28 protein-coding genes are annotated in these 24,963 nt (G+C 61.3%); all 28 read right to left on the reverse strand.

The window, feature by feature from the left end; all coding sequences use genetic code 11:
- Positions 1 to 11 precede the first annotated feature (11 nt).
- The 28 genes from fliQ to fliI all read right to left on the reverse strand — a co-directional run bounded on the left by fliQ (position 12) and on the right by fliI (position 24,963).
- Positions 12 to 278, reverse strand: coding sequence for a flagellar biosynthesis protein FliQ (gene fliQ, locus C8J33_RS09315; RefSeq protein ID WP_062595080.1), 267 nt, complete (start codon positions 276 to 278; stop codon positions 12 to 14).
- Between the two features lie 51 nt (positions 279 to 329).
- Positions 330 to 752 (reverse strand): flagellar hook assembly protein FlgD, encoded by a 423-nt coding sequence (flgD, locus tag C8J33_RS09320; protein ID WP_132663850.1) that lies wholly within the window; start codon positions 750 to 752, stop codon positions 330 to 332.
- Positions 743 to 1,192 (reverse strand): flagellar biosynthesis repressor FlbT, encoded by a 450-nt coding sequence (gene flbT, locus C8J33_RS09325; RefSeq protein ID WP_092932171.1) that lies wholly within the window; start codon positions 1,190 to 1,192, stop codon positions 743 to 745. The genes flgD and flbT overlap by 10 nt, the downstream gene beginning before the upstream one ends.
- Positions 1,189 to 1,536, reverse strand: a complete 348-nt coding sequence (gene flaF, locus C8J33_RS09330) for a flagellar biosynthesis regulator FlaF (RefSeq protein ID WP_110726959.1) — start codon at positions 1,534 to 1,536, stop codon at positions 1,189 to 1,191. Before flaF ends, flbT begins: the two co-directional genes overlap by 4 nt.
- Positions 1,537 to 1,573: 37 nt before the next feature.
- Positions 1,574 to 2,671 carry a flagellar hook-associated family protein gene (locus C8J33_RS09335; protein WP_110800014.1) on the reverse strand — a complete coding sequence of 366 codons (1,098 nt, stop codon included), beginning with the start codon at positions 2,669 to 2,671 and terminating at the stop codon, positions 1,574 to 1,576.
- Between the two features lies 1 nt (position 2,672).
- Positions 2,673 to 4,139 (reverse strand): flagellar hook-associated protein FlgK, encoded by a 1,467-nt coding sequence (gene flgK / locus C8J33_RS09340; RefSeq protein ID WP_132663852.1) that lies wholly within the window; start codon positions 4,137 to 4,139, stop codon positions 2,673 to 2,675.
- A gap of 23 nt (positions 4,140 to 4,162) precedes the next feature.
- A complete protein-coding gene (locus C8J33_RS09345) occupies positions 4,163 to 5,365 on the reverse strand; it encodes a flagellar hook protein FlgE (protein WP_132446230.1) in 1,203 nt (400 codons plus the stop codon).
- Between the two features lie 229 nt (positions 5,366 to 5,594).
- The gene (rem, locus tag C8J33_RS09350; protein ID WP_092932161.1) at positions 5,595 to 6,266 is read right to left on the reverse strand and encodes a transcriptional activator Rem; all 672 of its coding nucleotides are present in this window, start codon (positions 6,264 to 6,266) and stop codon (positions 5,595 to 5,597) included.
- A gap of 293 nt (positions 6,267 to 6,559) precedes the next feature.
- Positions 6,560 to 7,078 carry a transglycosylase SLT domain-containing protein gene (locus C8J33_RS09355; RefSeq protein WP_132446228.1) on the reverse strand — a complete coding sequence of 173 codons (519 nt, stop codon included), beginning with the start codon at positions 7,076 to 7,078 and terminating at the stop codon, positions 6,560 to 6,562.
- Positions 7,079 to 7,085: 7 nt separating this feature from the next.
- Positions 7,086 to 8,162: a flagellar hook-length control protein FliK gene (locus C8J33_RS09360; protein ID WP_245507097.1), complete on the reverse strand. Its 1,077-nt coding sequence runs from the start codon at positions 8,160 to 8,162 to the stop codon at positions 7,086 to 7,088.
- A 953-nt stretch (positions 8,163 to 9,115) separates the two neighbouring features.
- Positions 9,116 to 10,432 carry a chemotaxis protein MotC gene (gene motC / locus C8J33_RS09365; protein WP_132663854.1) on the reverse strand — a complete coding sequence of 439 codons (1,317 nt, stop codon included), beginning with the start codon at positions 10,430 to 10,432 and terminating at the stop codon, positions 9,116 to 9,118.
- A gap of 3 nt (positions 10,433 to 10,435) precedes the next feature.
- The gene (locus C8J33_RS09370; RefSeq protein ID WP_132663855.1) at positions 10,436 to 11,614 is read right to left on the reverse strand and encodes a flagellar motor protein MotB; all 1,179 of its coding nucleotides are present in this window, start codon (positions 11,612 to 11,614) and stop codon (positions 10,436 to 10,438) included.
- The gene (locus tag C8J33_RS09375) at positions 11,611 to 12,264 is read right to left on the reverse strand and encodes a hypothetical protein (protein ID WP_132663857.1); all 654 of its coding nucleotides are present in this window, start codon (positions 12,262 to 12,264) and stop codon (positions 11,611 to 11,613) included. The genes C8J33_RS09370 and C8J33_RS09375 overlap by 4 nt, the downstream gene beginning before the upstream one ends.
- A gap of 447 nt (positions 12,265 to 12,711) precedes the next feature.
- Positions 12,712 to 13,680 carry a flagellin gene (locus C8J33_RS09380; protein ID WP_110800021.1) on the reverse strand — a complete coding sequence of 323 codons (969 nt, stop codon included), beginning with the start codon at positions 13,678 to 13,680 and terminating at the stop codon, positions 12,712 to 12,714.
- 303 nt (positions 13,681 to 13,983) lie between these two features.
- Complete coding sequence (locus tag C8J33_RS09385) at positions 13,984 to 14,919, reverse strand: flagellin (RefSeq protein ID WP_132663859.1); 936 nt, start codon at positions 14,917 to 14,919, stop codon at positions 13,984 to 13,986.
- A 266-nt stretch (positions 14,920 to 15,185) separates the two neighbouring features.
- Positions 15,186 to 16,121: a flagellin gene (locus C8J33_RS09390; protein WP_132663861.1), complete on the reverse strand. Its 936-nt coding sequence runs from the start codon at positions 16,119 to 16,121 to the stop codon at positions 15,186 to 15,188.
- Positions 16,122 to 16,431: 310 nt separating this feature from the next.
- On the reverse strand, positions 16,432 to 17,169 hold the full coding sequence (gene fliP, locus C8J33_RS09395; protein WP_092932144.1) for a flagellar type III secretion system pore protein FliP: 738 nt from the start codon (positions 17,167 to 17,169) through the stop codon (positions 16,432 to 16,434).
- Positions 17,166 to 17,741 carry a flagellar basal body-associated FliL family protein gene (locus C8J33_RS09400; RefSeq protein WP_110732953.1) on the reverse strand — a complete coding sequence of 192 codons (576 nt, stop codon included), beginning with the start codon at positions 17,739 to 17,741 and terminating at the stop codon, positions 17,166 to 17,168. Before C8J33_RS09400 ends, fliP begins: the two co-directional genes overlap by 4 nt.
- Positions 17,742 to 17,817: 76 nt before the next feature.
- Positions 17,818 to 18,525, reverse strand: a complete 708-nt coding sequence (flgH, locus tag C8J33_RS09405) for a flagellar basal body L-ring protein FlgH (RefSeq protein WP_113149157.1) — start codon at positions 18,523 to 18,525, stop codon at positions 17,818 to 17,820.
- On the reverse strand, positions 18,522 to 19,058 hold the full coding sequence (locus C8J33_RS09410; protein ID WP_110800025.1) for a MotE family protein: 537 nt from the start codon (positions 19,056 to 19,058) through the stop codon (positions 18,522 to 18,524). The genes flgH and C8J33_RS09410 overlap by 4 nt, the downstream gene beginning before the upstream one ends.
- Positions 19,055 to 20,182, reverse strand: a complete 1,128-nt coding sequence (locus tag C8J33_RS09415; protein WP_110733423.1) for a flagellar basal body P-ring protein FlgI — start codon at positions 20,180 to 20,182, stop codon at positions 19,055 to 19,057. Before C8J33_RS09415 ends, C8J33_RS09410 begins: the two co-directional genes overlap by 4 nt.
- 8 nt (positions 20,183 to 20,190) lie before the next feature.
- Complete coding sequence (gene flgA, locus C8J33_RS09420) at positions 20,191 to 20,760, reverse strand: flagellar basal body P-ring formation chaperone FlgA (protein WP_245507098.1); 570 nt, start codon at positions 20,758 to 20,760, stop codon at positions 20,191 to 20,193.
- 29 nt (positions 20,761 to 20,789) lie between these two features.
- Entirely contained in the window at positions 20,790 to 21,578 is a 789-nt protein-coding gene (gene flgG, locus C8J33_RS09425; RefSeq protein ID WP_110800026.1) for a flagellar basal-body rod protein FlgG, read from the reverse strand.
- Positions 21,579 to 21,603: 25 nt separating this feature from the next.
- Positions 21,604 to 21,942 carry a flagellar hook-basal body complex protein FliE gene (locus C8J33_RS09430; protein ID WP_110800027.1) on the reverse strand — a complete coding sequence of 113 codons (339 nt, stop codon included), beginning with the start codon at positions 21,940 to 21,942 and terminating at the stop codon, positions 21,604 to 21,606.
- Positions 21,942 to 22,361 carry a flagellar basal body rod protein FlgC gene (gene flgC / locus C8J33_RS09435; RefSeq protein ID WP_132440318.1) on the reverse strand — a complete coding sequence of 140 codons (420 nt, stop codon included), beginning with the start codon at positions 22,359 to 22,361 and terminating at the stop codon, positions 21,942 to 21,944. Before flgC ends, C8J33_RS09430 begins: the two co-directional genes overlap by 1 nt.
- 5 nt (positions 22,362 to 22,366) lie before the next feature.
- Positions 22,367 to 22,747 carry a flagellar basal body rod protein FlgB gene (gene flgB / locus C8J33_RS09440; RefSeq protein WP_092935977.1) on the reverse strand — a complete coding sequence of 127 codons (381 nt, stop codon included), beginning with the start codon at positions 22,745 to 22,747 and terminating at the stop codon, positions 22,367 to 22,369.
- Between the two features lie 256 nt (positions 22,748 to 23,003).
- Positions 23,004 to 23,561 (reverse strand): flagellar protein, encoded by a 558-nt coding sequence (locus C8J33_RS09445; protein ID WP_132663863.1) that lies wholly within the window; start codon positions 23,559 to 23,561, stop codon positions 23,004 to 23,006.
- 19 nt (positions 23,562 to 23,580) lie between these two features.
- Positions 23,581 to 24,963 (reverse strand): flagellar protein export ATPase FliI, encoded by a 1,383-nt coding sequence (gene fliI, locus C8J33_RS09450; RefSeq protein ID WP_110727797.1) that lies wholly within the window; start codon positions 24,961 to 24,963, stop codon positions 23,581 to 23,583.

Genomic DNA, 24,963 nt, shown 5'->3' on the forward strand with positions numbered 1-24,963 from the left:
CCGGACGGGGATCAGAAGCCGGTCTGGATGCGGGAGAAGACGATGTCGGTGAAGATCGAGACCTGCGAGCCGATGAACGGCGCGGCGATGGCGACGGTCACGAGGACCGCCAGGATCTTCGGAACGAAGGTCAGCGTCATTTCCTGAACCTGCGTCAGCGCCTGGATCAGGGCGACGACGAGGCCGACGATCATGGCGGCGAGAACGGGCGGGCCCGATGCCACGACCACCGTCCACATTGCCGTCTGAACCATGTCGAGAGCGTCGGCCTCATTCATTGCAGTATCACTTCACCACGGAGGATCGGACCAATTCCTGGACCGAGACCGCTACTTTACCGAAACCCCAGGACCGATGGGAAGCTTGGTGCCGTTTTCGAGAAGCGCAACGATTCCGTCGGAGTATAGCGTGACCTCCTTGACCACGCCAGTCGTCTTGCCATCGGCGCTCGTTACCGTCTTGCCGATGACGGCATTCGCTTCCGAGAGCGAGGTACGCTGCAGCAGGCTTTCCAGATTGGTGTTCGTCTGGATGGTCTGCTCGACCTGGGAGAAGGTTGCGAGCTGGGAGATCTGCTGGGTGCTATCCATCGGCTGCGTCGGATCCTGATTCTTCATCTGGGCGACGAGCAGCTTGAGGAAGCTGTCATAGTTGAGGCTGGCCTTGGTGGACGCGGTTGCCGCGTCCTTGGCCGTGGTGTTCGTCGTCGGGGTGGTCGCTGCCGCAGCGCCGACCGGAATAGCTACCGCCATGGTGCAATCTCCTTGCGGATGTGTTCGATCATCGCCGGCGCCATTTCCTGGGCGTTGAGGATCTTGTCTTCGATCGGGTAGAGACCGCGGATCGCCTTCAGGGCGTCGAAGGCACGACCCTGCATGACGAGACCGTCGACGCGCTTCAGTTCAGACAGAATCTCGTCGTTCTTGAAGCAATTCAACAGCATGACGATCGACTTGCGGAACATGATGGTCGACTGCTCGGCACCTTCCGGATTGATCAGGATCATCTGGGCGATGAAATAGAGCTGACGCAACGGGGTGGTCGCGTCCTCCGGCTGGAGGACGTGGTTTTCGAGCAGGAAGGTGACATCGTTCAGGAATTCGACCGCCACCTTGCGATCGACCCGCAGAACGGCGCCATTCACAAAGATCCGTTCGCCCGACTTCAGCGAGATACGCAGTGTGCTTTTCATTTCAGTCCATCCCTGATGATGGTTGTGATGTCGATGATGCCCTGGAAGTTCGAGGATTCGCGTTTGCGGATCTTCTCGGTTTCGCTCAGAATCCAGATGGCGATGGAGATGAGATTGGCACGCAGCTCTTCGTTCAGCTGATTGTCGGGCGCGCGCAGATCCTCGATGAAACGGATCCAGAGACGCCGCGTGTAGTAGACCGCTTCGATCGCTTCTCGGGAGTACCCCTTCTGCAGGCTGGCAGATGCGAGAAGTGCTATCGAACGGTCGAGGACTTGTCGCTCACGATCCTTGGAGTCGGCAACGCCGTCCTCCATGATCTCGGCATACGAAAACTGATACATTCAGACATCCCTCATGTTTGTCTAAGGCCTCTTCGCATCAGAGGAAATTGATCAAGCTCAACTGCTGCATTCGCGACGTGAGCGTGTAAGACGTCTCGATCTGCGTCATCAGGGCCTTCATCCGCGTGGTCGCCTCATAGGGATCGACACCCTCGAGGTCGCTGACATGGGTGGTGAGCAGCTTCGTCTGGGAGTCCAGCAACGCATTGGCCTTGCCGACGCGCCCCTCGGACGTGCCAAGATCGCTTCCCATGCTGATCAAGCCGGAAATCGCCTGCTGGGTATAGTTCTGCGCCGTCTGGTTGACGACCTGGCGCGCCTGGCTGGAGAGATCCTCGGTCAGCAGCTGGTCGGCGATCATGGAGGCCAGCACCATCTTACGGACACCCGCCTCGTTGGCGTTCGTCGTCGTCGATACGACTTCGGATCCGGAAATGCGGCTCTGGACATTCTTGTCCGAGGCCTGCGACCAATCCGTCATCCACTGATCGGGGACCGCCTTTTCACCGGCGCTCGTATCGCCCACGTAGAGCGGCACGATCTTGCGATCGATGAAGTCCTTCATCTGATCGGCGGAAAGGTCGCGGTAGCCCGTGATCGTCGCGTTGGCGGGATTGCTGTTGTTCTCCAGCTTGAAGCTTTCGAACGCATCGGCAAAAGTTTGCTTGGCGGCCGCGTTCTCTGCATAAGGCGTCAGCGGCCTGGCGTCGGAATTGAGGCCGGAAAGAAGGTATTCTCCGTTCGACTGGGAGTTTGCCGCCACGAAGAACGCGTTGAACGTCGAGGTGAGCGCCGTCTTCGTGTTGCCAAGCCGCGAGGCGTCGTCGACGCCCATGCTACCCACCAGCGTGGTGTTCATTTCCTCGCCCGCCTTGCGCATCGATTCGACGGCAAGCTGCGATGTCGAGAGACGCTGGGTTACGAGTGCGTTCGTGTCCTTAATGTTGGTCAGGCGCTGCAGCTCGTCCTTCAGGCTGACAAGCCGAGCCGCGCTGGAACCGAGAGCCGCACCCGGATCGGCATGAATGCCGGTCGTTACTTCCTGCTGGAGCTTAACGACTTCAGACTGGCCGCGCTGGACGCTGAGCCGCAGTGCGTTTTGGACCGCCAGATTGGAAATGAATGACGTCTTCATCTTATCTCACCATGTCCAGCAGGGATTTGAGCATCTCGTCCACCGTGGTCAACAGCTTTGCCGACGCCTTGTAGGACTGCTCGAGATCGAGCATCAGCGACAATTCCTCGTCGAGACTGACGCCGGTTTCGTTGCTCAGAGTCTGCTGCATCTGCGCCACCATGGCGCCCTTGGTCTCGTCGGCAGACGTTGCCGCCTTGCGCAGCTGCTCGATCCAGCCGATCGAGTTGGAGGCATAGCCCATGACGGTTGCGCTTCCGCCGATATCCGCCGTGGCGTCGAACGCCTGCGGCGTTCCCATCTGTTCGATGAGACCGTCGAGGCGACCGGTATAGGCCGCAACACTGTCTCTGTTGTAGGTGTAGTTCGTCGAGGTGGACGTGTTGTTGAAACCGCCGTCCCGCAGCAGCATGGGATTGTCATCGACCGCAGCGTTGATCTTGATGCGTCCGGCGAGACCTGTGGATATCGTGCCTGCCGTCGGCATGTCCGTGCTGCTCGAGTCGATGAACAGACCCGGCACTCCCGGCTCCCGGTTTTCCTCCGGTATCGTCTGGTCCGTCTCGCGGAAGGAGACGATGAGACCGCGGGCGATCTCGTCCAGCTGGTTCTGCATCATGGGTGCGATATCGTCGCGCAGCTGAAAGAGAGCCGCGAGCGTTCCCTGCGCGGTGGTGTTGCCACCAGTGCCGGGCTTCAGCTCTTCATTGTCGATCTCCACATGAAACGGCGGAGACGAAGACCCGTCCTTGCCGACCAGTTCGACCTTGCGTGCCGACGTCTCGAAGAGCACGCTGCCATCGCTCGTATAGATGACGGTGTCCATGCTCTGGCGCATGGTGGTCGAGATGCCAACGATGCCGGCAATCGACTTCAGGAGCGAGTCCCGCTTGTCGAGCGCATCGCTCGCATCCTTGCCATTGGCCAGCATTCCGATGACGGTATAGTTCACCTTCTCGAAGGCCGAGAGATATTCGTTGAGCTGCACGACCTGCTCGCCGATCTCCTTGTCCGTCGTCGCCTTGACCTGATCGACGACTGTGGAGGCGGAGTTCAAAGCGTTTGCAACGTCTCGCGCGTCCGCCACGGCGGATCTGGCGATCGTAATGCTGCTGGGCGACGCGGCAAACGTCTGGAGGCTGCTGCGGAACGCAGTCATGTAGGTCGATGGCGACGTCGGATAATCCGCGCCGCCAAAGGCGGACTGTATCTGCTGGAGACCGAACAACAGCCTCGACTGCCCTGCATCGTCCGAGATGCTGGCAACGGTCTGCTTGAACAGCGCGTCGTTCTGGGCGCGCTGCACCTTGAGATAAGGCTGTCCGTCGTTGTCTACGCCCATCATGGCGAGACGACGCGAGTAGTCGGCACTGCCAACATTCGCGATGTTCTGCGATACGATGGCCGTTTGCTTGCCGGTATTGCTGAAGATCGTCTGAGCCGTGGTAATGGCAGAAGCGAGAGACATGACGGAGCCCGTCCTTTTCTAGATCAGCGCTTGAGGTTGACCAGGACGTCCAGAAGGTCGGCGCCTGTCTGGAAGACTTTGGAATTTGCCGTGTAGCTGCGCTGGGATTCGATCATCGCCGTCAGTTCGTCAGCGATATCGACGTTGGAGCCTTCAAGAGCGTTATCCTGAACCCCGCCGAACTGGCCGGTACCTGCGTACCCGACGGAAACCTCGCCGGAGGAGGCACCTGCCAGGTAGACGTTGCCGGTCTGCGGCTCAAGGTTGTTGACGCTCTGGACCGTTGCGAGGGCCAGGCGATAACGGGGATCCAGATCGTTGTTTGCGTATCGGACGTAAACGATACCTTCCTTGTCGATCTCGAAGCCGGCAACGGCGCTCGGCGCGTTCCCGTCCTTGTTTCCGGGGACCGGCGTGAAGGCGGAACCCAGCTGGGTCGTCTTGGACAGATCGATCGTGATCTCGTTGAGCTTGGCGCCGGCATACGTCTTCTCGGCCGTCGTGACCGTGACCGGCGACGTCGTCAGGCTGCCGTCTTCTCCGAAGGCCATCGTGGTCGTACCAAGCGAGTCACCGCTGGCGCGATCCGTCACGGCGACGTTCCAGGCGTTGGTCCCGCTCTTCGTGTAGGAAATATCGAGGACGCGCGCATTGCCCTGCGTGTCGTAGACGCTCAACGAGGTCGTGGATGCATCAGCACCTGCCGTCGTCCGTGAGTCCAGGTTTGCACCGAAGGCTGCAACCGTCGTGCCCGTTGCCGTCAGGCCCCCGGACGAGAGATTGATGTTCGTCAGACCGTCGAAGCTGTTGGCGACGGCCGTCGGCGCTTGGCCATTGACATAGGCATAACCCTGAAGGGCGTAACCACCCGAATTGATCAGGTTGCCGTCTTCGTTTTTGGTAAAGGCGCCGGCGCGGGTCATGAAAGGGCTGCCGGTCGCGTCCGATACGACGAAGAAGCCCTCGCCGTTGATCCGCAGGTCGGAGCCGGAGGTCGTCGTGACCGTGGCGCCTTCGTTCTCGATGCTGCGGCGAACCTTCGTCTCGACACCACCGGAATTGTAGCTTCCACCCGTGGCTGGCAGGATCAACGAGGAAAACTCCGTCGATGAGCGCTTGTAGCCAGTGGTGCTGGCATTCGCGATGTTCTCCGCGACGGTGCTAAGGCGGTTGGCCTGTGCGTTCATGCCGGAACCGCCGGTCTGCATCATTCCAAAGAGACTCATGTCCAATCCTCGTTTCGTTCGTCTTGGCGACACTAGGAAGCAAGCCTTGCGTGAACCTGTTCAGGCTGCCTGTCCCGGCTGAAGAGACGAAGGATCGAACGAAATTTCCTGAGGAAAATCAGCCGTCTGAAATGAAAAGGAGCCATGGCGTCTCCCGATTGCGAACCCTCGTCGTTCGCTTTCGAAAGACCCCATGGCTCCTTTGGAAACCGGGGTAGACGTTGGAGGCTTAGCTCCAGTCGATGCAGTAGCCCAGGAAGCGCTTGCTATCGATCGGATCGAAGCCAAGCTTCTTGCGCAGCTTCTTGCGCAGCTTGCTGATGTGGCTCTCGACGACGTTCTCTTCGACGTCTTCGTCGAAGATGCCATAGATCGCGTTGAAGATCTGCGACTTGGAGACGCGACGGCCACGGTTGGCGACCAGATATTCCAGGATGCGGCGCTCGCGGCGCGGCAAGGCGAAGGTATCGCCTTCGATCTCGGGATCGCGACCGTCCGAGAAGACGCGGATCGCACCGATATCGGTGTAGTTGGACAGGGACTTGAGGCGGCGGCGGATGGCCGCTGCACGGGCGAGGATCTCGCGGGGATGAACCGGCTTGCGCACGACGTCATCGACTCCGCAGTCGAAGAAGGCGAGCGTGGCTTCCAGCGACGGCGTATCGCTGATGGCGATGACCGGGGCCGTGGAACGATCACGGATGGCGCGGGGAAGCGTCATGGCCCGTTCGCCCTGGCCGATCAGGAACACCTCGACAGCATCGATATCGCTGTCGGCGGCGGTGGAGACCCAGTCGCCGAATTCCTTGGGATCAAACCCGGTGGAGGGTACGCCTTCCCGTCCGAAGAGAGAGGTGTATCCATCTTTTACAAGTTCACGTTCATCAACCACTACGATCATTCGTCCGCTCCGAATCAGTATGGTGTTTTCCAATACGTCATTGGTACGAATCGTGGCGCCTCGTCACAATTAGAGGCTTTTGGTGGGTAGAAATGGTACTAGCTCAGGGTCCCCGCACCGATTTGATCAAGATGTAGTGGCTCATTTCGATACACCGACTATTAATTCTGTGGAAAGGTTAACGCGTGTTAATGATCGCCATTGCACGTGCCTTATTTTTGCGACGAAGAACCTGCGCGTGCATTGCAACAAATCATCGGTTTAAAATCGTATAGGTTGTTATTAACGGACGTTCAACGACAGAAGGACGCAGCGTTCGGCGTCCATTTTCCGTAACCTGTCGCGACCAGATTTGCGATCACGCGGCAGACATATCGCTTCTGGGCAGGATCGTTGTTCGGACCGGCATGATACCGCGCGACGGCCATGGTCCAGGTTTCGTGGCGGGCATGGAGATTTGCAAGGAAGCGTGCGGCATATTCGACGTTTGCACGCGGATCGAGCATCGCTTCGGGTGAGGTGAAATTCTCCCCATGGTAGCGATAATTTATCTGCATACAACCGAGATCGATGAGCTTTGCACCCCCTGCCCGAGCCGTCTCGAACCTCTGCAGCACCTCGCTTGCGCTCGACGCGAACACGGCCTTGCCATCGATGTTCATGGCATAAGGCTGCAGCGAGCCCTTGCGGCCCGTTTCCGTCAGTCCGACCGAATAGAGGATGCCTTCGGGAATGCCATATTTGGCGGCTGCAGCGACGATCTGGCTTTCGCACAGGCCGGCATCCGAGCCGGATGCGGCGTGTGCGACCATGGGAGCACTAGAAATAAAGCTCGTCAGACAGGCCAGGCTGAGGTGCCGCAGGCGTTTCACGAAGCGTGTCTTGTCTGGTCCGCCCGTCATCTGCACTCCGCTGTCCTGCGCCGCCATTACGGCCTTCTCCGCCATTGCCTGCCGCAAGGCCGCCTTGGCTGTCCCGTCCGTTCTGCGACGGCTGCTGCTGGTTGCTCTGTGGTTGCCCCGAGCCGTCATTTCCACCGGCGCTGTCCAACGGGGTGAAGATTACATTGACCTGATCGACTTGGAAGCCCTGCGCGCGAAGCGCCTTGATCATCGCATCCTGATCGTTGGTGAGCTGCCGGTAGGCGTCGCCCGTCTGGACACGAAGATCGATCTGCAACTCGTCGTCGCGCAGGCGCAACGTGGCCGTGACGAGACCGAGGTCGATCGGGTGCATCTGGATCTTGAGCGTGTTGACCACCTTGCCGGTGGCAGCCTGTGAACCTGTGTTTGCCTGGAGCGCCTGCGTCGGATCACCATTGCCCGTGATCGCGGCGGCAACCGCCTGGGCGTTGGCCGTCATCGGTAACGGGTTGCCGAGCGTCGGTGCGATGCCGAGATAGCGCCGGGCATCCAGCACGGTGACGGTCTCGGCCTTGGTGTTCGCCTGATCGTTCGATGCCGTGGACGCGGGCCGGTCGGCATCCGCTCGCAGAGAGATCGGGCTCACTTTGCCATCCGCCCGCGCGAAGCGGAAGACCTGATCGGTGCCATCCGTCGATGTCGGCAGTGCCGATGAATCAACTGCGGCCATTGAGGCCATAGGCATGCTTGCCTTGTCGCCCGTCACCTTGAGGCCCGGCATCCTCACCTTGGACTCGTTGCTTTCCCCCTTGGTGGACGCATCCACCGCCGGCTGTGCCGTGACCGGGCCGAGAATGGCCATGAGACTGCGAATATCTATCTCTGGGGCGGGTGCTGCTGCTGCGGTATCCTCCGCAGGCTCCGGCGTCGTCTCGGTCGTCACCTGCTTTGTCTGGCGCAGGAGAGACGATGCTGCGACGTGCGGAGATAGCTTGTCAGCAGCAGGCTCGACAACGTCCGATGCCTTGGTCACGCCGATCTTTTCAGGGGCAACAGCTTGAAGATGCGCAGGTATCGCCAGGACTGGAAGAGAGTCTGAATCAACCACTGCGGGAGGTTGGTTCCCGGCCGTTGTCCGTGCATCGGTTGATTTCACCCCGGCGGGCGCCCTTGCCACACGCACGGTGGCAGGCGCGTCGGATCCCGGATTCTGCACCGTTTCGGATGTGACCGCCGTCGTCAGTGTCTCAAGCGTCTTTTCGACAAGAATCGGAGCTGCCACTTTCGGTTCTGCCGTATTGGGGCTCTTGCCGGCTCTGACCTTTTTCTCATCGTCCGCCGGCACTGTCGCAGCACCTGCAGCCGTTCCGGCGCTATCTGCTTCTGGGTCGGCCTTGATGGCTTTCAGCGCGAGGGTGGCAGAGAGCGTTGCGGTCGCAGCTGCCTGTGTCGTCTTGGGGAGCGCCGTCTGGCTTTCGCTTGTCGCTTCGTCGGACGAGGGTGGCGGAACGGCTGCTTCACCGTCTGCATCCTGAGATTGCGGTGCTGTCACGAGAGACAGGAGAGCGAGCGCGTCGGTCTTCCCGGCAGGTGTCGCAGACGAGACAGCCGAATTCCTATCCTTCGATGCGCCTGCACCGTGAGCGACAGATGCATGTGGCGTCTGGTCAGACTCTGCCTCAGCTTCCTTCGATGTCGAAGCAAAGTCTTCGGCTGTGCGCGTTTGCGCAGCATCCGCCTTGTCGACCTGTCTGGTGTGTGCAGACGAACCGGTTGTCGTGATTTGTGCCGGCTCATCCGGCTGAGTCTTTGTGTGGCCGGCCGACGCGTGCGTCTTCGCGTTCGTATCCCGTGCGTGCCCGAGATCGGCGAACGTCTTGCGAAAGGCTGCGCCGCCTTCGCCTTCGCCAGGGCGGTTCTTGACGGCAGAAACACTCGCGCGGGCAGCTTTGGCTGCCGGCAGCGCATCATCAAGGGATCTCATGTCTACATATCCTCCCGCAGCAGCGCGTCGATCTCGCCCAGCTTGCTCTTCCCGCTCGTTAGAAACGTCGCCAGCGCCGGATCGATATCCACGGAAGCCGATGTCTCGGGCTCGGTGGGCGCAGCCTCGGATGCCGTTGGCGTCGCGGGGGCTGCAAAGGGGCTGTCGCTGCTACCGGATCCCGACAGGGCTTCGGGAGATGGCGTTTGTGCAGCCAGTATATCAGCGCTGGCTTGTGCTGAACTGTCGGCACTGGCCTGCACATCCGCAACCGGAGCACGCAGCACCTCCCGTGCAACGGCCTGGGCTGCCTCCCTCAAGCTGCGATCGCGCGCAGAAAGTTCGGCATCGGGAATGGCTTCGATAGTCTTGACGGCGTCGAGGATGCCGGTCGACGGCACATTTACGAGGCCGGAATAGAACGTGGCGAGAGCGTTCGGCTCCATATCCGCTGCAGCGGATAGCGCCGCTGCGCGTTCCGAGGCAAGTTTCGTCAGAGGCTTCAGCCCTGCAATGGCAGCGTTCCGCGCAATCCGCAGGAAGATCTCGCGCTGGCGCGGCTTGTCCATGAAGGACAGGATCTCCTCGATCTTCTGGCGCTTTTCATCGCCGTAATTGGCGACCGCAAGCTCCACGAAGATATCCGCGAACTGGCCCGCATAAGGCGACGTCATGAAGCGGCGGGTATAGGCAAGCGAGTACGCCAGCGCCCGATCGACATTGCCGGCACGTGTGGTCAGCATGAGGGAACGGCGCAGGGCCGCTTCCTCGATATTGGTGCCCGGTGCCACAAGTCTTGCCCAGTCATAGGCTTTCACAGCCTTGCCGGGATCCTGTTGAGCGACCGCATTGCCATAGACGAGGTAGAGATACGGTCCGATCGGCGCATTCTTGTACTCGTCGATCGTCTTCGACATGATCTCCACGATCAGACCGCCCTTGCCGTTCAGGTAATGGCTCAGGGCATCGGTGACGCGATTGTCGAAATTGCCGTCGATGTCGCGACTGGCGAGGTAGGCGAGCGTCTTCGGGTTGCCCCCGCTCATGGCGTAGATCAGCGCTGCGTCCACATTGCGGGGATCCGCAAAGACGCTTCGATCGGCCGTCATCAGGCGCTTTTCGATGGCACCGAGCATGAACTGCTGCATATCGGCCGAGGAGAGATCGCCATGCACCACGCTGTCCTGAACGTGCTGCAGCGAGCGGATCATCTTGTAGGGCGGCAGGTTGTCGTCTTCGCTCCCTGCGGCGTGAACGGCAGACAGCGAGACGAGCGATGCGCATGTGCCAAGCAGAATGGAGCGGAGAGCCTTCATCATGGCCTAGCCCTGGTTCGTCTGGACGAGGATCTCGATGCGCCGGTTTGCCGCCGCGTTCGGATCCGTCGGAACCTGCAGGCGCCGGTCGGCGAAACCACTGATCTGGCTGACGCGGTTTTCGGCAAGGCCACCGTGGACCAGCATGTAATAGGCGCTCTGCGCGCGATCGGCCGACAGGCGCCAGTTGTCGTAGCCACCCGACTTGAACGGCCGTCCGTCGGTATGGCCGCGGATGGCGATCGCGCCGGTCCGGGTCGAGAGCAGCTTGCCGATCTTCTCCATGGCGAGAACCGTCGCGCGCTCCGGAACGGCCGAACCCAGGCCGAACATCGGGGTATCGCTCTGCTCGCTGATCGAGACCAGCAGCCCGCCTTCGGTCGGCGTCACGATGAGGCCTTCGGCAAGTTTGCCGGCGGCGCCGCCGATCTCCTTCTCGATGGCCTCTTTCAAATCCGTCGCAGCCTTGGTCTCGGCGACCGACGGCGCGGCCTTCGGGGTTGCGGGATCGTTCGCAGCCGCCATGGCATCGCTCTTGCCGTCGCCGATATTTTCCGCAGCACCGTTGCCCGCCTTGTCGGCGGCACTCGAACCGGCGTCGGCGATCTTCTTCAGTTCGACCTGCTTCGTCCAGAAATCCGGATCGAAGGGATCGCGATAGGCTTCTCCACCCTCGGCACCCGTTGCCGGGCCGGAGGTCGAGGCTCCGCCGTCCCCTTTCGAGCTGATATTGGTTTCGCGGCCGACCTCGTTGGCGATCTCGGACAACACGGAATAGGGATTCTCGAAGAAATCGGCGTCGGAATATTTGGTTTCCTCGCCCGATGTCGCAGCTTCATCCTCACCGGTCTTGGCCGATCCGCCGCTTTTCGGCTGGTCGCCATCGACCTTGGATCGCGACTGCGTCTCCTCGCCCTTCGCGTCTTTCGCCGGCGCCTTGACGCCCTTTTCCGCCGGTTCCTGCTGGGTCAGCTGGACCGGATTGAAGTAGGAGGCGATGGCGGCCTTGGTCTTCGGGTTGGAGGCGTTGATCAGCCACATGACCAGGAAGAAGGCCATCATGGCGGTCATGAAGTCGGCATAAGCGATCTTCCAGGCGCCCCCATGGCTGCCGCCATGGGCAGGGGCATGCCGCTTGATGATGATGATTTCATTCTTGCCGTGATGGCTGTTGCTCTCGCTCATGCTATCACTTTCCGCACGGTATCAGCCCAGGCCGATAGCCGGGTCATCAGAATCGAATCGCCGAATTCGGCGGAGAGGTCGATGTCGTCCGTTTCGACGTGGCGGAAGGTCACCTCCGTGTCGGAGAGACGCGCCTCGAGCGCCTGGAACATCCGGGACGGGCCGCGCACGGTGATCTTCACAGCATCGCCATCGACGGAATGCCGGATCGCGATGGCGAGCGACTCGATGGCCTTTTCGGTCAGCTGCTCCTGCAGGATTGGCGCGAGAACCTGGGCCGTCTGCTCGGAGATCATGTCGGCGAGCAGCGAGCCGATCTCGCTGAAGCGTTGATGGATCATCGCGGCGGCCTCGTTTTCCAGTCGTTCACGAATCGTCTCGCACTCGGCTTCATGTTCGGCCCGCAAGGCGGCGATCTCGGCTTGGTGGCGGGCGCGCATTTCCATTTCGGCATGCTCGCGGCCGCGGCCATAGGCGCTCTGGCGTTCGGCCTCGATATCGATGACCGGCTCCGGCGGCTGCTTCGCGACCGGGCGCGTATCGCGGGAGATCGGCTCTTCGAGTTCGTGGAAATACGTCTTGGGCACGCGCGTCAGGTCCACCTTGGGCGCGCTGAAATCTTTGAGATATCGGGAAAGCGGCGCCGTCATCGTTGCATCTCCGGCATCGGCCGCTGCGCATCGGTGCGCATGGGGGCGGTGCAGGCTGGGGACAACAGGCTTTCGGGGCCGAAACAACGGGTCATGGGCACGTCCGACCGTCTCCTTCTGGGCCCGTGCCGTGTCAGCAGAGCCCGGACATCTCGTTGAGCAGACAGGCGGAACGGGATCCGGAAGGCTGCAAGCGGCAGTGCAAGGACAGGATGCACCGGCGGCCCCTTCCCGCGACAAGCGGGATCTTCTGCCTCGACCGCGCGCCTGAAAAGGGCACGGCCAGAGACGGGGCTGCGAGAGGAGACTAGCGGGTCAAACTTGTGCGAGGGTTGAAGGGTGTTGGACCGCGCTCGGGCAATAGCGCGGTCCAACCGATCCACCGAAGCCGATGACCGCGGCTCCGGCGAATGACGGCCTCCCCACGAAGGGAGGCCTTGTCTCGGCTTACTGCTGGAAGAGGCGCAGGATGTTTTCGGAATTGGTGTTGGCAATCGAGAGAGACTGGACGCCGAGCTGCTGCTGCGTCTGCAGCGCCTTCAGGCGGGTCGATTCCTCGTTCATGTCGGCATCCACCAGACGGCCGACGCCCTTGTCGATCACGTCGATCAGGTTGGCGACGAAGCCTTCCTGCAGGTCGATGCGCTTGGTGATGGCGCCGAGTGTCGAGGCCGCGTCCGTCAGGCCGGACAGGATCGAATTGACCGCGGAGAGCATCCCCGCAATTTCCTGCGGCGTCGTCGAGGTCTTCAGTTCGATCACTGTGCCAGGCGCAGCGACGCCGCCCTGTGCAGCGATCAGGTGGTAGGTGGCTGACGTCGTTCCGCCCAGACCGTCCGGCTGATCGACCGTGATGTCCTTGGTCAACTGACCGCGCGACGGATCTTTCAGGTCGATCATGATCGACGTGGCTGTATCGTAGTCAAGCGTCGTGACGGAAACCGAGCCATCCGACGAGCGGTTGAAGGAACCAACGATCGACTTGACGCCGACAGCGGCCGTATTGGCGTTGTAGAGCCAGTTTTCGCCGGAGAACGAGGCGGACTGCGAGGCGGCGGCGAGCTGGTTCTTCAGCTCGGTAATTTCCTTGTTGATCTTGGACTTGTCGACGCCCGGCTCGCTGGCCGCGACGAGCTTCGACTGGATCTCGCTGATGACGTCGATCGAGGAGCTCATGGCCGAATAGGAGGTATCGACCTTGGCGGCGCCGAGGCCCAGCGCGTCCTGTACGGTCGAAAGCGCCATGTTGTCCGAGCGCATGGTCGTTGCGATGGACCAATAGGCGGCATTGTCGGCTGCGGTTTCGACGCGGTAGCCCGAGGAAACACGCGCCTGCGTTTCTTCCATCGAGGTATTGATCGTCCGCAGGGTCTGCAGAGCCGCCATTGCGGCGGCATTGGTCATGATGCTGGTCATTGGGGTTTGCCCTTTTGTCAAAACGTCGGGGACATGCGGCTGAAAGCTGCTGCGACGAAACGGCGTCATGCACACTGCCCAATTTACCCGATCGGCAGCTCGTCGTGTTAAGAATGATTTAATCCCGTTATGGTTAACAAAGGTTTAAATGACGCGCCGGTGCGTCAATCTTCATGAACAGATTTAAACGAAGATGACGAATTCGTTAAACCGCTGTTCGACAACGAAAAAAGCCGCCCTCTTGCGAGAGCGGCTTTTGCCTGATCGGATCGGACGGCGCCGGAGCGCCGTATCCTCGGTCTCTTAACGGAAGAGCGAGAGGATGTTTTCCGAGTTCGAGTTGGCGATCGAGAGCGACTGGACGCCGAGCTGCTGCTGAGTCTGCAGGGCCTTGAGGCGGGTCGATTCTTCGTTCATGTCGGCGTCGACCAGACGGCCGATGCCCTTTTCGAAGGACGAGCTGAGATCGTTGACGAAATCGGCCTGCAGGCCGATGCGCTTGTTAAGGGCACCGAGATCGGCACCGGCATCGGTCATTTTCTGCAGTACGGAGTCAACACCGGAAAGTGCCTGTGAGAGGGCAGCAGGCGTCGTCAGCGTCTTTACGTCGAGGGTTAGGACACTGTAGGTCAGAGACACATCCGTTGTACCGTCGACGTCCTTGTACGTGATGTTCTCAGAAAGCTTCCCACCCGTGGTATCGACTGCGCCCGTGGCATCGACCTTGATCAGCAGGCTGTTGCTTGTGTCAAACGAAAGCGTCGTGAGGCTCACATTGTTGTTGCTGTCACGGTTGAAGCCGCCAACGACCTCCTTCGTTGCGCCCACAGTCCCCTGGACCCAGTTCTCACCGGAGAAGGCGGCAGACTTCGAGATCGACTTGAGCTGGTTCTGAAGTTCGGCGATTTCTTTCTGTACCTTGGCCTTGTCGACGCCCGGCTCACTGGCAGCGACCAGCTTGGCCTTGATTTCATCGACGACCTTGATGGAAGAGTCCATTGCTGTGTAGGCAACGTCGGTCTTAGCAGCGCCCAAGCCGAGCGCGTCCTGAACGGTTCCGAGTGCCTTGTTGTCGGACTTCATGGTCGTTGCGATCGACCAGTATGCGGCGTTATCGGCAGCTACGCCGACCTTGAGGCCGGAGGAAACGCGACCCTGCGTCGTCTCCATGTCCGCGCCGATCTGGCGCAGCGTGGAGAGTGCCGCCATTGCGGAAGAATTTGTCAGAATGCTCGTCATTGTAATCTGCCCCTCTTGAACAGGAAAATATGGAAGGGACATTCCGGCCTTTACCGGGAAACAGCAGCCAGCTTCATGCCTGCTAACGTGTTAAATCTCTTGGTTAACCCGCTGTTTCGATGAGCACAGAAAACACCATCAGGGTTAAGGAACAGCTAAAGCGGAAAAAAAATCGAATCAGACAACAGAAAAGGCCGCGCCTCCTGCGAGACGCGGCCTTTTCTATTTTTCGTTTTGTCCAGACCCTTACAGGCCGTCCGCTTCGATTAACGGAAGAGCGACAGGATGTTCTGCGATTCCGAGTTGGCGATCGAGAGCGACTGGATGCCGAGCTGCTGCTGGGTCTGCAGGGCCTTGAGGCGGGTCGATTCTTCGTTCATGTCAGCGTCCACCAGACGGCCGATGCCCTTGTCGAAGGACGATGTCAGGTCGCTGATAAAATCCGACTGCATGTCGATGCGCTTGTTGAGGGCACCGAGGTCGGCACCGACATCCGTCATCTTCTGAAGAACGGAATCCACACCGGAAATTGCCTTTGAGAGGTCAGCAGGCGTCGTCAACGTCTTGACGTCGAGGGTCAGGACGCTGAAGTTCAGAGACACGTCCGTTGTACGATCAACGTCCTTGTACGTGATGTTCTCAGACAGCTTGCCACCCGTGTTATCGATGGCGCCCGCGGCATCGACCTTGACCAACAGGCTGTTGCTCGTGTCGAAGGAAAGCGTCGTGAGGCTCACATTGTTGTTGCTGTCACGGTTGAAGCCGCCAACGACCTCTTTCGTTGCGCCCGCAGTCCCCTGGACCCAGTTCTCACCGGAGAAGGCGGCCGACTTCGAGATCGACTTGAGCTGGTTCTGAAGTTCGGCGATGTCCTTCTGTACCTTGGCCTTGTCGACGCCGGGCTCGCTGGCAGCGACCAGCTTGGCCTTGATTTCATCGACGACCTTGATCGAAGAATCGATCGCCGTGTAGGCGACATCTGTCTTTGCAGCGCCGAGGCCGAGGGCGTCCTGAACCGTTGCGAGTGCCTTGTTGTCCGACTTCATGGTCGTGGAGATCGACCAGTATGCGGCGTTGTCGGACGCCGAACCGACTTTAAGGCCGGAGGAGATGCGCGACTGCGTCGTCTCCATGTCGCTGTTGATCGTGCGCAGCGTGGAGAGTGCTGCCATTGCGGAAACGTTGGTATTGATGCTCGTCATTAGACTGTCCCTCTAAGGTACAAAAAACAAAAAACTTAGGGACATACCGGACTAACTTACCGGTGATAACGGTTCGGCATCATGCCACTCGGTACCTGTTATTCCTCAGGAGAACCAAACCCGTCATGTAGGGTGAATATCGCAGTCAAAGCTTGCGATTTGCTTAAATCCACCTTTTTGGGACACGGGCTCAACGGGCCGCAAAACGACGCAGCGCCGGAAAATTAATCAATGAAAACAATAATTTGAAAAAGCCATTAAGACTAAATACACCGTGCTGCGCAATACTTGGTTAACTACGCCGCAAAGGTCAGTTAAACGAGCGCACCAAACTGCCCACGAGCAGGTTCCAGCCGTCGATCAGGACGAAGAAAAGAATCTTGAAGGGCAAGGAAATGGAGGTCGGCGGCAGCATCATCATGCCCATCGCCATCGTGATGGTCGCCACGATCAGATCGATGACGAGGAAGGGCAGCATGATCAGGAAGCCGATCTCGAAGCCACGCCGGATCTCGGAGATCATGAAGGCGGGGATGACGGCACGCAGGTCGACGCGGCCGTCCACGACCACGGTCTGGTTCTTCTCCTGGGCGATATCGACGAAGAGCTGAAGGTCCCGGTCGCGGGTATTGGCCAGCATGAATTCGCGGAAGGGCTCGCTGATGCGGGTGAGCGCTTCGGTCTCGGTGATCTGGTTCTGGATCAGCGGATCGACGCCCTCGCGCCACGCACGGTCGAAGGTGGGCGCCATGACGTAGAAGGTCATGAACAGCGCGAGGCTGACCATGATCATGTTCGACGGCGTCGTCGCAAGGCCCATGCCGGTGCGCAGGATCGCAAAAGCGATAACGAAGCGCGGGAAGCTCGTGACCATGATGAGGATTCCGGGCGCGACCGACAGGATCGTCAGGAGCCCGAACGTGCGGATGATCCACGAGGCCGCGGAGCCGTCGATCGGCTGGTTGAAGATCTGGGAAGGAAACCCTTGGGCCCCTGCGATCCCCGTCATGGCAACCATGGCGGCTATGAATGCGACCAGACGAATCATTGGACCACGAATGTTCTGAAGATCACATTCGTTACGCGCCCTTCGGAGCGCAGGTCAACCCGTTCCTGGATATCGTCCTTCAGATACTGGAAGCCGCGGGGGCCCTCGATCTGTTGCAGGGAGACGGTGCGCAGATAAGCGGCGACATCTTCGTGGATCTGCTGCGCCATGGCGACGTCGGGTGTGCCCTTGAAAAGGAGCGCCAGTTCCAGCCGGATCCAGTTTTCCGTGGGATAGGACAGGTTGGTGGTGATCGGGTCGAGCTGGAGAACACCATTGGCCTCCGTCGAGGCCTTCGGGAGACCTTCCTCGTCTTCCTTCTTGGCCTTGCCATGCTCGCCACCGGCCGGGGCTGCCTCGTTGGCCGCCTCCGCCGCTTCCCGAGCCTTGATGGTGGCCTTTGCCTCTTCCAGCACCCGCGCCTCGTCCGAGGTCAGCGGTTCGGGCGCCAGCATGCCGCCGAGGAACCAGCCCCCGCCGGCGCCGAGCACCGAGACGATGGCGATCGCCGCGATGGTCATGACCATGCCGCTTTTCTTTTTCGGCGGTGCGCCGCCTTCGATCTCGTCCATCAGAGCCTCGCTTGTGCCTTCCAGATGTCCATCCGATCCGCTTCCTGCCCACCCTTGCGGGTCTGCGCAGCGGCGATCAGAGCGGCGATATGATGTCCATGACCTGCTGCCCCCAAGGCGGCTGCTGCACTTCCGTCAGGCGACCACGGCCGCCATAGGAGATACGGGCCTCGGCGATTTTGTCGTAGGAGATCATGTTCTTCGCATCGACGTCCTGCGGCCGGACGATACCGGCGACATTGAGGATGCGGAGTTCGTGGTTGACGCGAACCTCCTGCGAGCCGCTGATCAGCAGGTTGCCGTTCTCCAGCACCCCGGTGACCACAGCGGCAACCAGAAGGACGAGCTTTTCGGAGCGCTCCGTCGTCCCCTCCCCCTTCGTCGAGGTATTGGAACCGTAATCGAGATTGCCCTTCCAGGCGAAATCGCTCGTCTGGGAATTGCCGGCAGCGCCGACATTGTAGCCACTGTCGTTGGTGCGCTTGCGGTCGGTCTTGTTGTCGAAGCTCGCCTTGTCGTCGATGCGGATATCGACGGTGATGATGTCGCCGATCTTCATGGCGCGGGCATCCTTGAAGAGCGCCGATTGCTGGTCGCTCCACAGGGAGTATCCGCTCGCTACCTGATGCGGCTCCTTGGGATACATCGCGAGCTGCGGCGTCTGCGTATATTGCAGGCCGCTGCCGATCGGGCTCATGGCCGGTGCGCGACCGACGTCGTGCAGCGACGACTGGCAACCGGTCAAAAGACTTGCGGCCAGGGCGGCCGAAAGGCGAATGTTCATGACGGTTCCTTCGATGTGTTCGGATCGGCGGCACTGGAAATGATGTTTGTCAGAATGGCCGCCTTTTCATCGCTCATCTCGCTAAGGATGAGGCTCGACTGGCGGGGCGGCAGCTTCATGATGACGGCGGCGGCAATTTCCGAGCGCACCAGCGTGAGCTTGCTCGCCGCTGCGTCCGGCTTCATGGTCTTGTAGATATCGACGAGGTTGAGCTCGGCCTGCTTCAGGAATTCGTCGCGACGCTTGCGCCAGTCCTCGTATTCCGCCCGCTTCTTTTCCAGAAGCGCGATGCGCTCGTCGACGCCCGCCTGCAACTGTTCGATCTGCTGCTTTTGCAGGAGGTAGCGCTGGTCGCGGGCGGCATCTGCGATGTTGGTGCAGAATTGCTGGATCTCGCCGCCCTGGGGGGCACCCGTGCCGGACGGTGCAGCAACCTCCTGGGCGAAGGCGCCCGGGATCGTCAGGACGAGCGTGACGGCGGCACCGATGAACAACTGGCGCAGACGAGGGGAAAGCGTGTGTGTTGCGGTCATTGCAGAACGAGCTCCGCCTGGAGGGCACCGGCCGATTTGATGCCCTGGAGAATGGAAATGATGCCGTCCGGCTTCACGCCGATCGAATTCAGGCCCGAGACGAGCGTGCGCAGATTGGATCCGTTGAGAATGGCGACCTTGCCGCCGGCCTCTGTGGCGTCGATCCGCGTGTTCGGCTCGACGGCGGTTTCGCCGCGCGAGAAAGGTTCGGGCTGGACGACCGTCGGCGTTTCGGTGACCTGCACCGTCAGCGTGCCGAAGCTCACCGCCACCGGCGAGATCTGCACGTCCTGCCCGATGACGATCGTGCCGGTCCGCTCGTTGACGACGACCCGGGCGGGGACATCTGTCTCGATGACGAGATTTTCGACATCCGCCATCAGGCGGGCGAGATCGGCCATCTTGGGCTTGTCGATGACCACGGTCTGGCTGTCGCGGGCTTCGGCGATCTGGCCGCCGAACTGTTCGCGCCCATAGCGGTTGATGGCCGCGGCCATGCCGACGGCGGTGGAGAAGTCGGGATTGCGGAGCTGGAGAACGAGATTGACCCCGTCCTTGAACTTCGCTGGCAGCTCGCGCTCGATGATGGCGCCGTTCGGCACGCGGCCGGCCGTCGTGATGCCCTGCTGCAACGTCGCGGCATCGCCTTCGGCGCTGAAGCCGGTGACGACGACGGACCCCTGGGCCACCGCGTAGATCTGTCCATCGGCACCCGACAGAGACGTCATGACCAGCGTGCCGCCGCGCAGCGAGGTGCTGTCGCCGAGCGACCCTACGGTCACGTCGATACGGCTGCCGGGGCTTGCGAACGGCGGCAGGTTCGCGGTGACGAGCACGGCCGCGATGTTCTTCGACCGGGATTCGCCGCCCTGCGTGGAGATGCCGAGGTTCTGCAGCATGGCGCGCAACGACTGCTCGGTGAAGGGCGAGGAGCGCAGGCTGTCGCCCGTGCCCTGCAGGCCGACCACGAGGCCGTAGCCGATCAGCTGGTTGTCGCGGCCCGACTGCAGCGAGGCCACATCCTTGATGCGCGCCGCGGCGGATGCGGTATCGACGCCGAGGGTGAGGTTGAGCGGCAGGCTGAGAGCCAGCGCCGCAACCACCGCGATGAGGCGCCGTGCCATGGAAAAGATCATTTTGCCACCACGTGTACTGTGCCGTCTGCCATGACGGTGCCCGAGACGATCATGCCGGAATCGGTGTTGCGGATACGGATGAGGTCGCCGACCGAGGCATTGTCGAGCGGCGAGCCGCCGGCCGTGATGGTCAGCGAGCCGTTCGAGTAGACGATCCGCACGGCCTTGCCGCGTTCCACGGCATAGGGCTCGCGCAGTCCGGCGACGAAGATGACGCGGCCGGCGAGAAGCGTGCGGTTGGTGACCTTGCCGACGACCTGATCGAGACCGGAGGCATAGTCGCCCGACAGGTCCGGATTGGTGACGGCGACCACCTGCAGGTGCGTCTCCTCGATGGTCTGGCCGGGATAGATGGTTTCCGTGGGGATGACGGCCGTCTTGGAGGCGGTCCGGGCGCCGCTCTGGCTGCTGCTCTGACTTCCGGCCTGACCGCTCGCGCCGGTCATCGTCATCGTGGAAAAGGCGGCAGCACACAGCATCGTGGCAAGCAGGCGCCGGGTGGCGTGCTGCACGAAGCGCGCCGCCAACCTTTCCTTCCCCAGCCTGTTCATCGGGCGAAACATCATGTCTGCCGCTCCTTTCGCGTTTTCGCCGCTTATCTCAGGTTCTTGCTGACCGTGGAGGCCATCTCGTCGGCCGCCTGGATGATCTTCGAGTTCATCTCGTAGGCGCGCTGCGCCGAGATGAGGTCGGTGATTTCCTTGACCGGATCGACGTTCGACGCCTCGAGATACTTCTGCTTGATCTGGGCGTAGCCCGGATCGGCCGGTGAGCCGACGACGGCAGCGCCCGATGCCGGCGTTTCCTTGAAGAGGTTGTCGCCCTGCGGCGCGAGACCGGCTTCGTTGATGAAGTTGGCGATCGTCAGCTGGCCCACCGTCTGGGGAATGCTGCTGCCGTCGATGAGCGCCATGACCTGCCCGGACGTGCTGACCGTGACCTGTGCGGCCCCTTGCGGAATGGTGATGCCGGGGACGACCGTGTAGCCGTCGATGGTGACGAGCTGGCCTGTATCATTGGTGTTGAAGGCACCGGCACGGGTGTAAGCCGTCTCGCCATCGGGCGTTTCGACCTGAAACCAGCCGCGGCCGACGAGCGCCATGTCGAGATCGTTGCCCGTCTGAACGAGGCTGCCCTGGATGTGCAGGTTGCGCACGGCCGAGGTCTGGACGCCGAGGCCGACATTGGCGCCTTCCGGAACGACCGCCTGGTTCGCCCGGTTGGGTACACCGGCGGCACGCTCGGTCTGGTAGAGAAGATCGGAGAACTCGGCACGCGCCCGCTTGTAGCCCGTCGTGTTGATGTTCGCGATGTTGTTCGCGATCACTTCGAGGTTGAGCTGCTGGGCGTTCATGCCGGTGGCGGCAATGGAGAGAGCCTTCATGGTACTATTCCTTTAGATCCGCGCCTCAGATCGGTGTACGGGCGATTTCGAGATAGGCGGTGACGATCTTGTCGCGGATGGCGATGGCGGTCTGAAGCGACTGTTCGGCGCTCATGACGGCATCGATGACTTCGCGGGTGTTTGCCTTGCCGCTGATCCCCGCGATGGACGAGGTTTCGGCGGAGCGCAGCGAGTTGCTCATCTCCGATGCCATGCCGCTGAAGACCTCCGAGAAGCTCTGCCCGGCCGGTGACGTGCTGCCGAGCGCCTGCGAGGCCATGGAGGCTGCGGAACTCGTGGCGTTCGTGGTGCTTTCGGTGGCGGAAGAGAGCGCGGCACCGATGGTCTTGATTGCGTCGATCATTATTGCGAAGCCCTCAGAAGGTCGATTGTCTGGGAAATGAGGTCGCGCGCCTGCTTGGTGGTCTGCAGGTTGGCCTCGTAGGAACGGTTGGCTTCGCGCATGTCGGCCATTTCGATCAGCACGTTGACGTTGGGCAGCTTGACCATGCCCTTGTCGTCGGCGGCCGGGTTGCCTGGGTCGAATTCGACGCTGAAGTCGGACTGATCAACGCCGAGCTTCTGGACCTCGACGCTCGAAGCACCGCTGACGCGATCCACTTCGGCGGCAAAGCTGATCGTCTTGCGGCGGTAGGGATCGGCACCAGCGGTATCGCCGGTCGAGCGGGCGTTGGCGATGTTTTCGGACACGATGCGCAGGCGGGTGGACTCGGCTTCGAGACCGGAGGCTGCGACTTTGAGAGCGGAGACGAGAGGATCCATGGCCATTACTTCCTGACGACCATCAGCATCATGCGATGGAAGGACTTCACGAGACCGGTGTTGAGTTCATAATCCCGCTTCACTTCGCCGGACTTCATAAGCTCCTTCTCGATCTCGACGCTGTTGCCCGACTGCTGGACTTCGCCATCGTCGATCAGCGAGGTCTCGGTGATCTGGTTGCTCATGGGACCGCTTGAAAAATGCGCGGGATTGGTAGCCGCCAGCTGAAAGCCGGTTTCCTTCATGACGCTATCGAACGGCTTGATGTCCTTCGATGCGTAGTGCGGCGTATTGGCGTTGGCGATGTTGCCTGCGACGACATTCTGGCGGACGGCGAGCCACTGCGCTTGCCTCGATGCCAGTTCGAACAGCTGAATAGGTTGCATCATGCGACTCCATGCTTGTTGCTGGAGACACTAGGCTTGTAAACTTGCGTGGGACTGGCGCGGATTTGCAGGCTTTCGGCGCGTGAGAGCGCACGAAAACGGCCTTCGACCAAACTGTGAAAAGGCCGTCATGGCGAGGCTCCGGGCGAGCGCCAAGTGGTTCACGAGAACGCAAATGGCACTGCAAGCCATCGATGGCGATGGCCGAGCCTGTGCAAGCATCATGCAAGCGGAAGATGAGGAAGGGCGGAACGTGTCATTCCGCCTTGAAGACGTCTCCCCGGGACGTGATCATCACCCAGCTGCCATCGCGCTCCTCGAGCGTGGCAAGCCGGCTGTTGTCCGGCAAGGGCGAGCCTACCCGGACGATATACATGCCGCTGACATCCTCGATCAGGGCGCGACCGCCGGCGACGTGGACGAGCTTGAAGGTGATCGATCCGGGCAAGGGCTGGTCGAGCATCGGCTCGGCGGGCTCTCCCGATTTCGCTGCAGGCGCGGGCACGGTCGCGGTGACGAGCCGATCGACGGCGGCCTGCGTTTCCGCAGCCAGTGTCTGCGCCGGTTCGGACGGAGACGCCTCCGGGGCGGACGCCATGCCCGGCGTGCCGATCTTTTCGGGAAGATCCCGCGTGGCGCCGTTCCAGAGGGCGGGAAGCGCGAATTTCTCCTGATTGAGAAAGGCGTACCACGGGAAGAACATGGCAAGGCCCGCAAGGGCGATCCCCGTGCCGACGAGCGCCTTGTCGAAAATGGGCATGCGATCGCTCTGCTTGCGCTGCCTGACGATTTCGTCTGCGTCCATGTCGTTCATGCCGGCCTCCTTCCCGTCGTCAGCGCCGCGCCTGCTGTCCGCCCGCTCCGGCCTTCAGCGCATTGGCGAGGTCGGTAAAGGCGTCGAAAGCAGGGCGTTCGCCCGGTGTCTGCTTCAAGATGTCGTAAATGACCGGCACCTGTTTGATGGCCATGTCGAGATCGGGATCCGAGCCGGCGCGGTAGCCGCCGATGAGGCGGAGGTCGCGGGTTTCCTCGTAGCGGTGGATCAGCGACTTCAGCCGCGAGACCAGCATTTCCTGATCCGGCGTCCAGGCCTTGCGCGCGAGACGCGAGACGGAGGACAGCGGGTTGATCGGGGGATAACGGCCCTCTTCGGCCAGGCTTCGGTCCATGACGATGTGACCGTCGAGAATACCGCGCGTGGAGTCGGCGATCGGGTCGTTGTGGTTGTCGCCGTCGACGAGGATCGAGATGATCGCCGTGATGGTGCCCGTGCCTTCCGGGCCGGGGCCGGCGCGTTCGAGAAGACGGGGCAATTCCGTGAAGACGGAGGCGGGATAGCCGCGCGCGATCGGCGGCTCGCCGGACGCCGTCGCCACTTCGCGGATGGCGTGGGCGAAGCGGGTCACGCTGTCGATGATGAGGAGGACGTTGTCGCCCTGATCGCGGAAATGCTCGGCGATGGTGATGGCCGTCAGCGGCGCCATCTTGCGCAGCATCGGGCTCTCGTCGCTGGTGGCGACCACAGCGACCGACTTCTTCAGATTGTCGCCGAGTGTGTCCTCGATGAATTCGCGCACTTCGCGGCCACGTTCGCCGACAAGCGCGATGACGACGCGGTCGAAGGCATCGGCGCGGGCGAGCATGGAGAGAAGCGTCGATTTGCCGACGCCGGAGCCGGCGAAGACACCGAGACGCTGGCCGAGGCAGAGCGGCGAAAAGATATCGACGGCACGAACGCCGGTGCGGAAGCCGTGCTCGACGCGCTGGCGCGTCATGGACGGCGGCGCGGAGGTGGAAATGGCGCGGCGGACGTCGCCCTGCATCATCGGCCCGCGGCCATCGATCGGCTCGCCGAGCGAATTGATGGTGCGGCCGCACCAGCTGGCGGTCGGGGCGACACGGAAGGCACCCTTGCGGATGACCGTGTCGTGAATGCCGATAGGCTCGCCCGGCTCGATCGGGCAGACGACAACGGTTTCCGGCTCGACCTTGACGACTTCGCCGAGATGGATGCCGGTCGCGCTCTTGTGGGCGACGAACTCGCCGAGGCGAACATGGCGCGACAGGCCGCTGACGGTGTAGTGACCGGGCGAAATGGTCTGGACATGGCCGCCGGGCGCAACGGCATGTTCGGCCTTGGAGTACCGATCGACGAGACCGGCGAGCGCCGACAATGCGGTCGATGCCTGCCGGACGTCGAGCGGCTGGTCGCTGAT

It is taken from the genome of Rhizobium sp. PP-CC-3G-465, assembly GCF_004343445.1.
In the GTDB taxonomy this organism is placed as follows: domain Bacteria; phylum Pseudomonadota; class Alphaproteobacteria; order Rhizobiales; family Rhizobiaceae; genus Ferranicluibacter; species Ferranicluibacter rubi.

Bases quoted from the DNA above. Each gene is read 5' to 3' on its own strand.
- fliQ (WP_062595080.1), bottom strand. From the start codon at position 278: ATGAATGAGGCCGACGCTCTCGACATGGTTCAGACGGCAATGTGGACG.
- flgD (WP_132663850.1), bottom strand. From the start codon at position 752: ATGGCGGTAGCTATTCCGGTCGGCGCTGCGGCAGCGACCACCCCGACG.
- flbT (WP_092932171.1), bottom strand. From the start codon at position 1,192: ATGAAAAGCACACTGCGTATCTCGCTGAAGTCGGGCGAACGGATCTTT.
- flaF (WP_110726959.1), bottom strand. From the start codon at position 1,536: ATGTATCAGTTTTCGTATGCCGAGATCATGGAGGACGGCGTTGCCGAC.
- C8J33_RS09335 (WP_110800014.1), bottom strand. From the start codon at position 2,671: ATGAAGACGTCATTCATTTCCAATCTGGCGGTCCAAAACGCACTGCGG.
- flgK (WP_132663852.1), bottom strand. From the start codon at position 4,139: ATGTCTCTCGCTTCTGCCATTACCACGGCTCAGACGATCTTCAGCAAT.
- C8J33_RS09345 (WP_132446230.1), bottom strand. From the start codon at position 5,365: ATGAGTCTCTTTGGAATGATGCAGACCGGCGGTTCCGGCATGAACGCA.
- rem (WP_092932161.1), bottom strand. From the start codon at position 6,266: ATGATCGTAGTGGTTGATGAACGTGAACTTGTAAAAGATGGATACACC.
- C8J33_RS09355 (WP_132446228.1), bottom strand. From the start codon at position 7,078: ATGGTCGCACACGCCGCATCCGGCTCGGATGCCGGCCTGTGCGAAAGC.
- motC (WP_132663854.1), bottom strand. From the start codon at position 10,432: ATGATGAAGGCTCTCCGCTCCATTCTGCTTGGCACATGCGCATCGCTC.
- C8J33_RS09370 (WP_132663855.1), bottom strand. From the start codon at position 11,614: ATGAGCGAGAGCAACAGCCATCACGGCAAGAATGAAATCATCATCATC.
- C8J33_RS09375 (WP_132663857.1), bottom strand. From the start codon at position 12,264: ATGACGGCGCCGCTTTCCCGATATCTCAAAGATTTCAGCGCGCCCAAG.
- C8J33_RS09380 (WP_110800021.1), bottom strand. From the start codon at position 13,680: ATGACCAGCATCATGACCAATGCCGCCGCAATGGCGGCTCTGCAGACC.
- C8J33_RS09385 (WP_132663859.1), bottom strand. From the start codon at position 14,919: ATGACGAGCATTCTGACAAATTCTTCCGCAATGGCGGCACTCTCCACG.
- C8J33_RS09390 (WP_132663861.1), bottom strand. From the start codon at position 16,121: ATGACGAGCATCAATACCAACGTTTCCGCAATGGCAGCACTCTCCACG.
- fliP (WP_092932144.1), bottom strand. From the start codon at position 17,169: ATGATTCGTCTGGTCGCATTCATAGCCGCCATGGTTGCCATGACGGGG.
- C8J33_RS09400 (WP_110732953.1), bottom strand. From the start codon at position 17,741: ATGGACGAGATCGAAGGCGGCGCACCGCCGAAAAAGAAAAGCGGCATG.
- flgH (WP_113149157.1), bottom strand. From the start codon at position 18,525: ATGAACATTCGCCTTTCGGCCGCCCTGGCCGCAAGTCTTTTGACCGGT.
- C8J33_RS09410 (WP_110800025.1), bottom strand. From the start codon at position 19,058: ATGACCGCAACACACACGCTTTCCCCTCGTCTGCGCCAGTTGTTCATC.
- C8J33_RS09415 (WP_110733423.1), bottom strand. From the start codon at position 20,182: ATGGCACGGCGCCTCATCGCGGTGGTTGCGGCGCTGGCTCTCAGCCTG.
- flgA (WP_245507098.1), bottom strand. From the start codon at position 20,760: ATGATGTTTCGCCCGATGAACAGGCTGGGGAAGGAAAGGTTGGCGGCG.
- flgG (WP_110800026.1), bottom strand. From the start codon at position 21,578: ATGAAGGCTCTCTCCATTGCCGCCACCGGCATGAACGCCCAGCAGCTC.
- C8J33_RS09430 (WP_110800027.1), bottom strand. From the start codon at position 21,942: ATGATCGACGCAATCAAGACCATCGGTGCCGCGCTCTCTTCCGCCACC.
- flgC (WP_132440318.1), bottom strand. From the start codon at position 22,361: ATGGATCCTCTCGTCTCCGCTCTCAAAGTCGCAGCCTCCGGTCTCGAA.
- flgB (WP_092935977.1), bottom strand. From the start codon at position 22,747: ATGCAACCTATTCAGCTGTTCGAACTGGCATCGAGGCAAGCGCAGTGG.
- C8J33_RS09445 (WP_132663863.1), bottom strand. From the start codon at position 23,561: ATGAACGACATGGACGCAGACGAAATCGTCAGGCAGCGCAAGCAGAGC.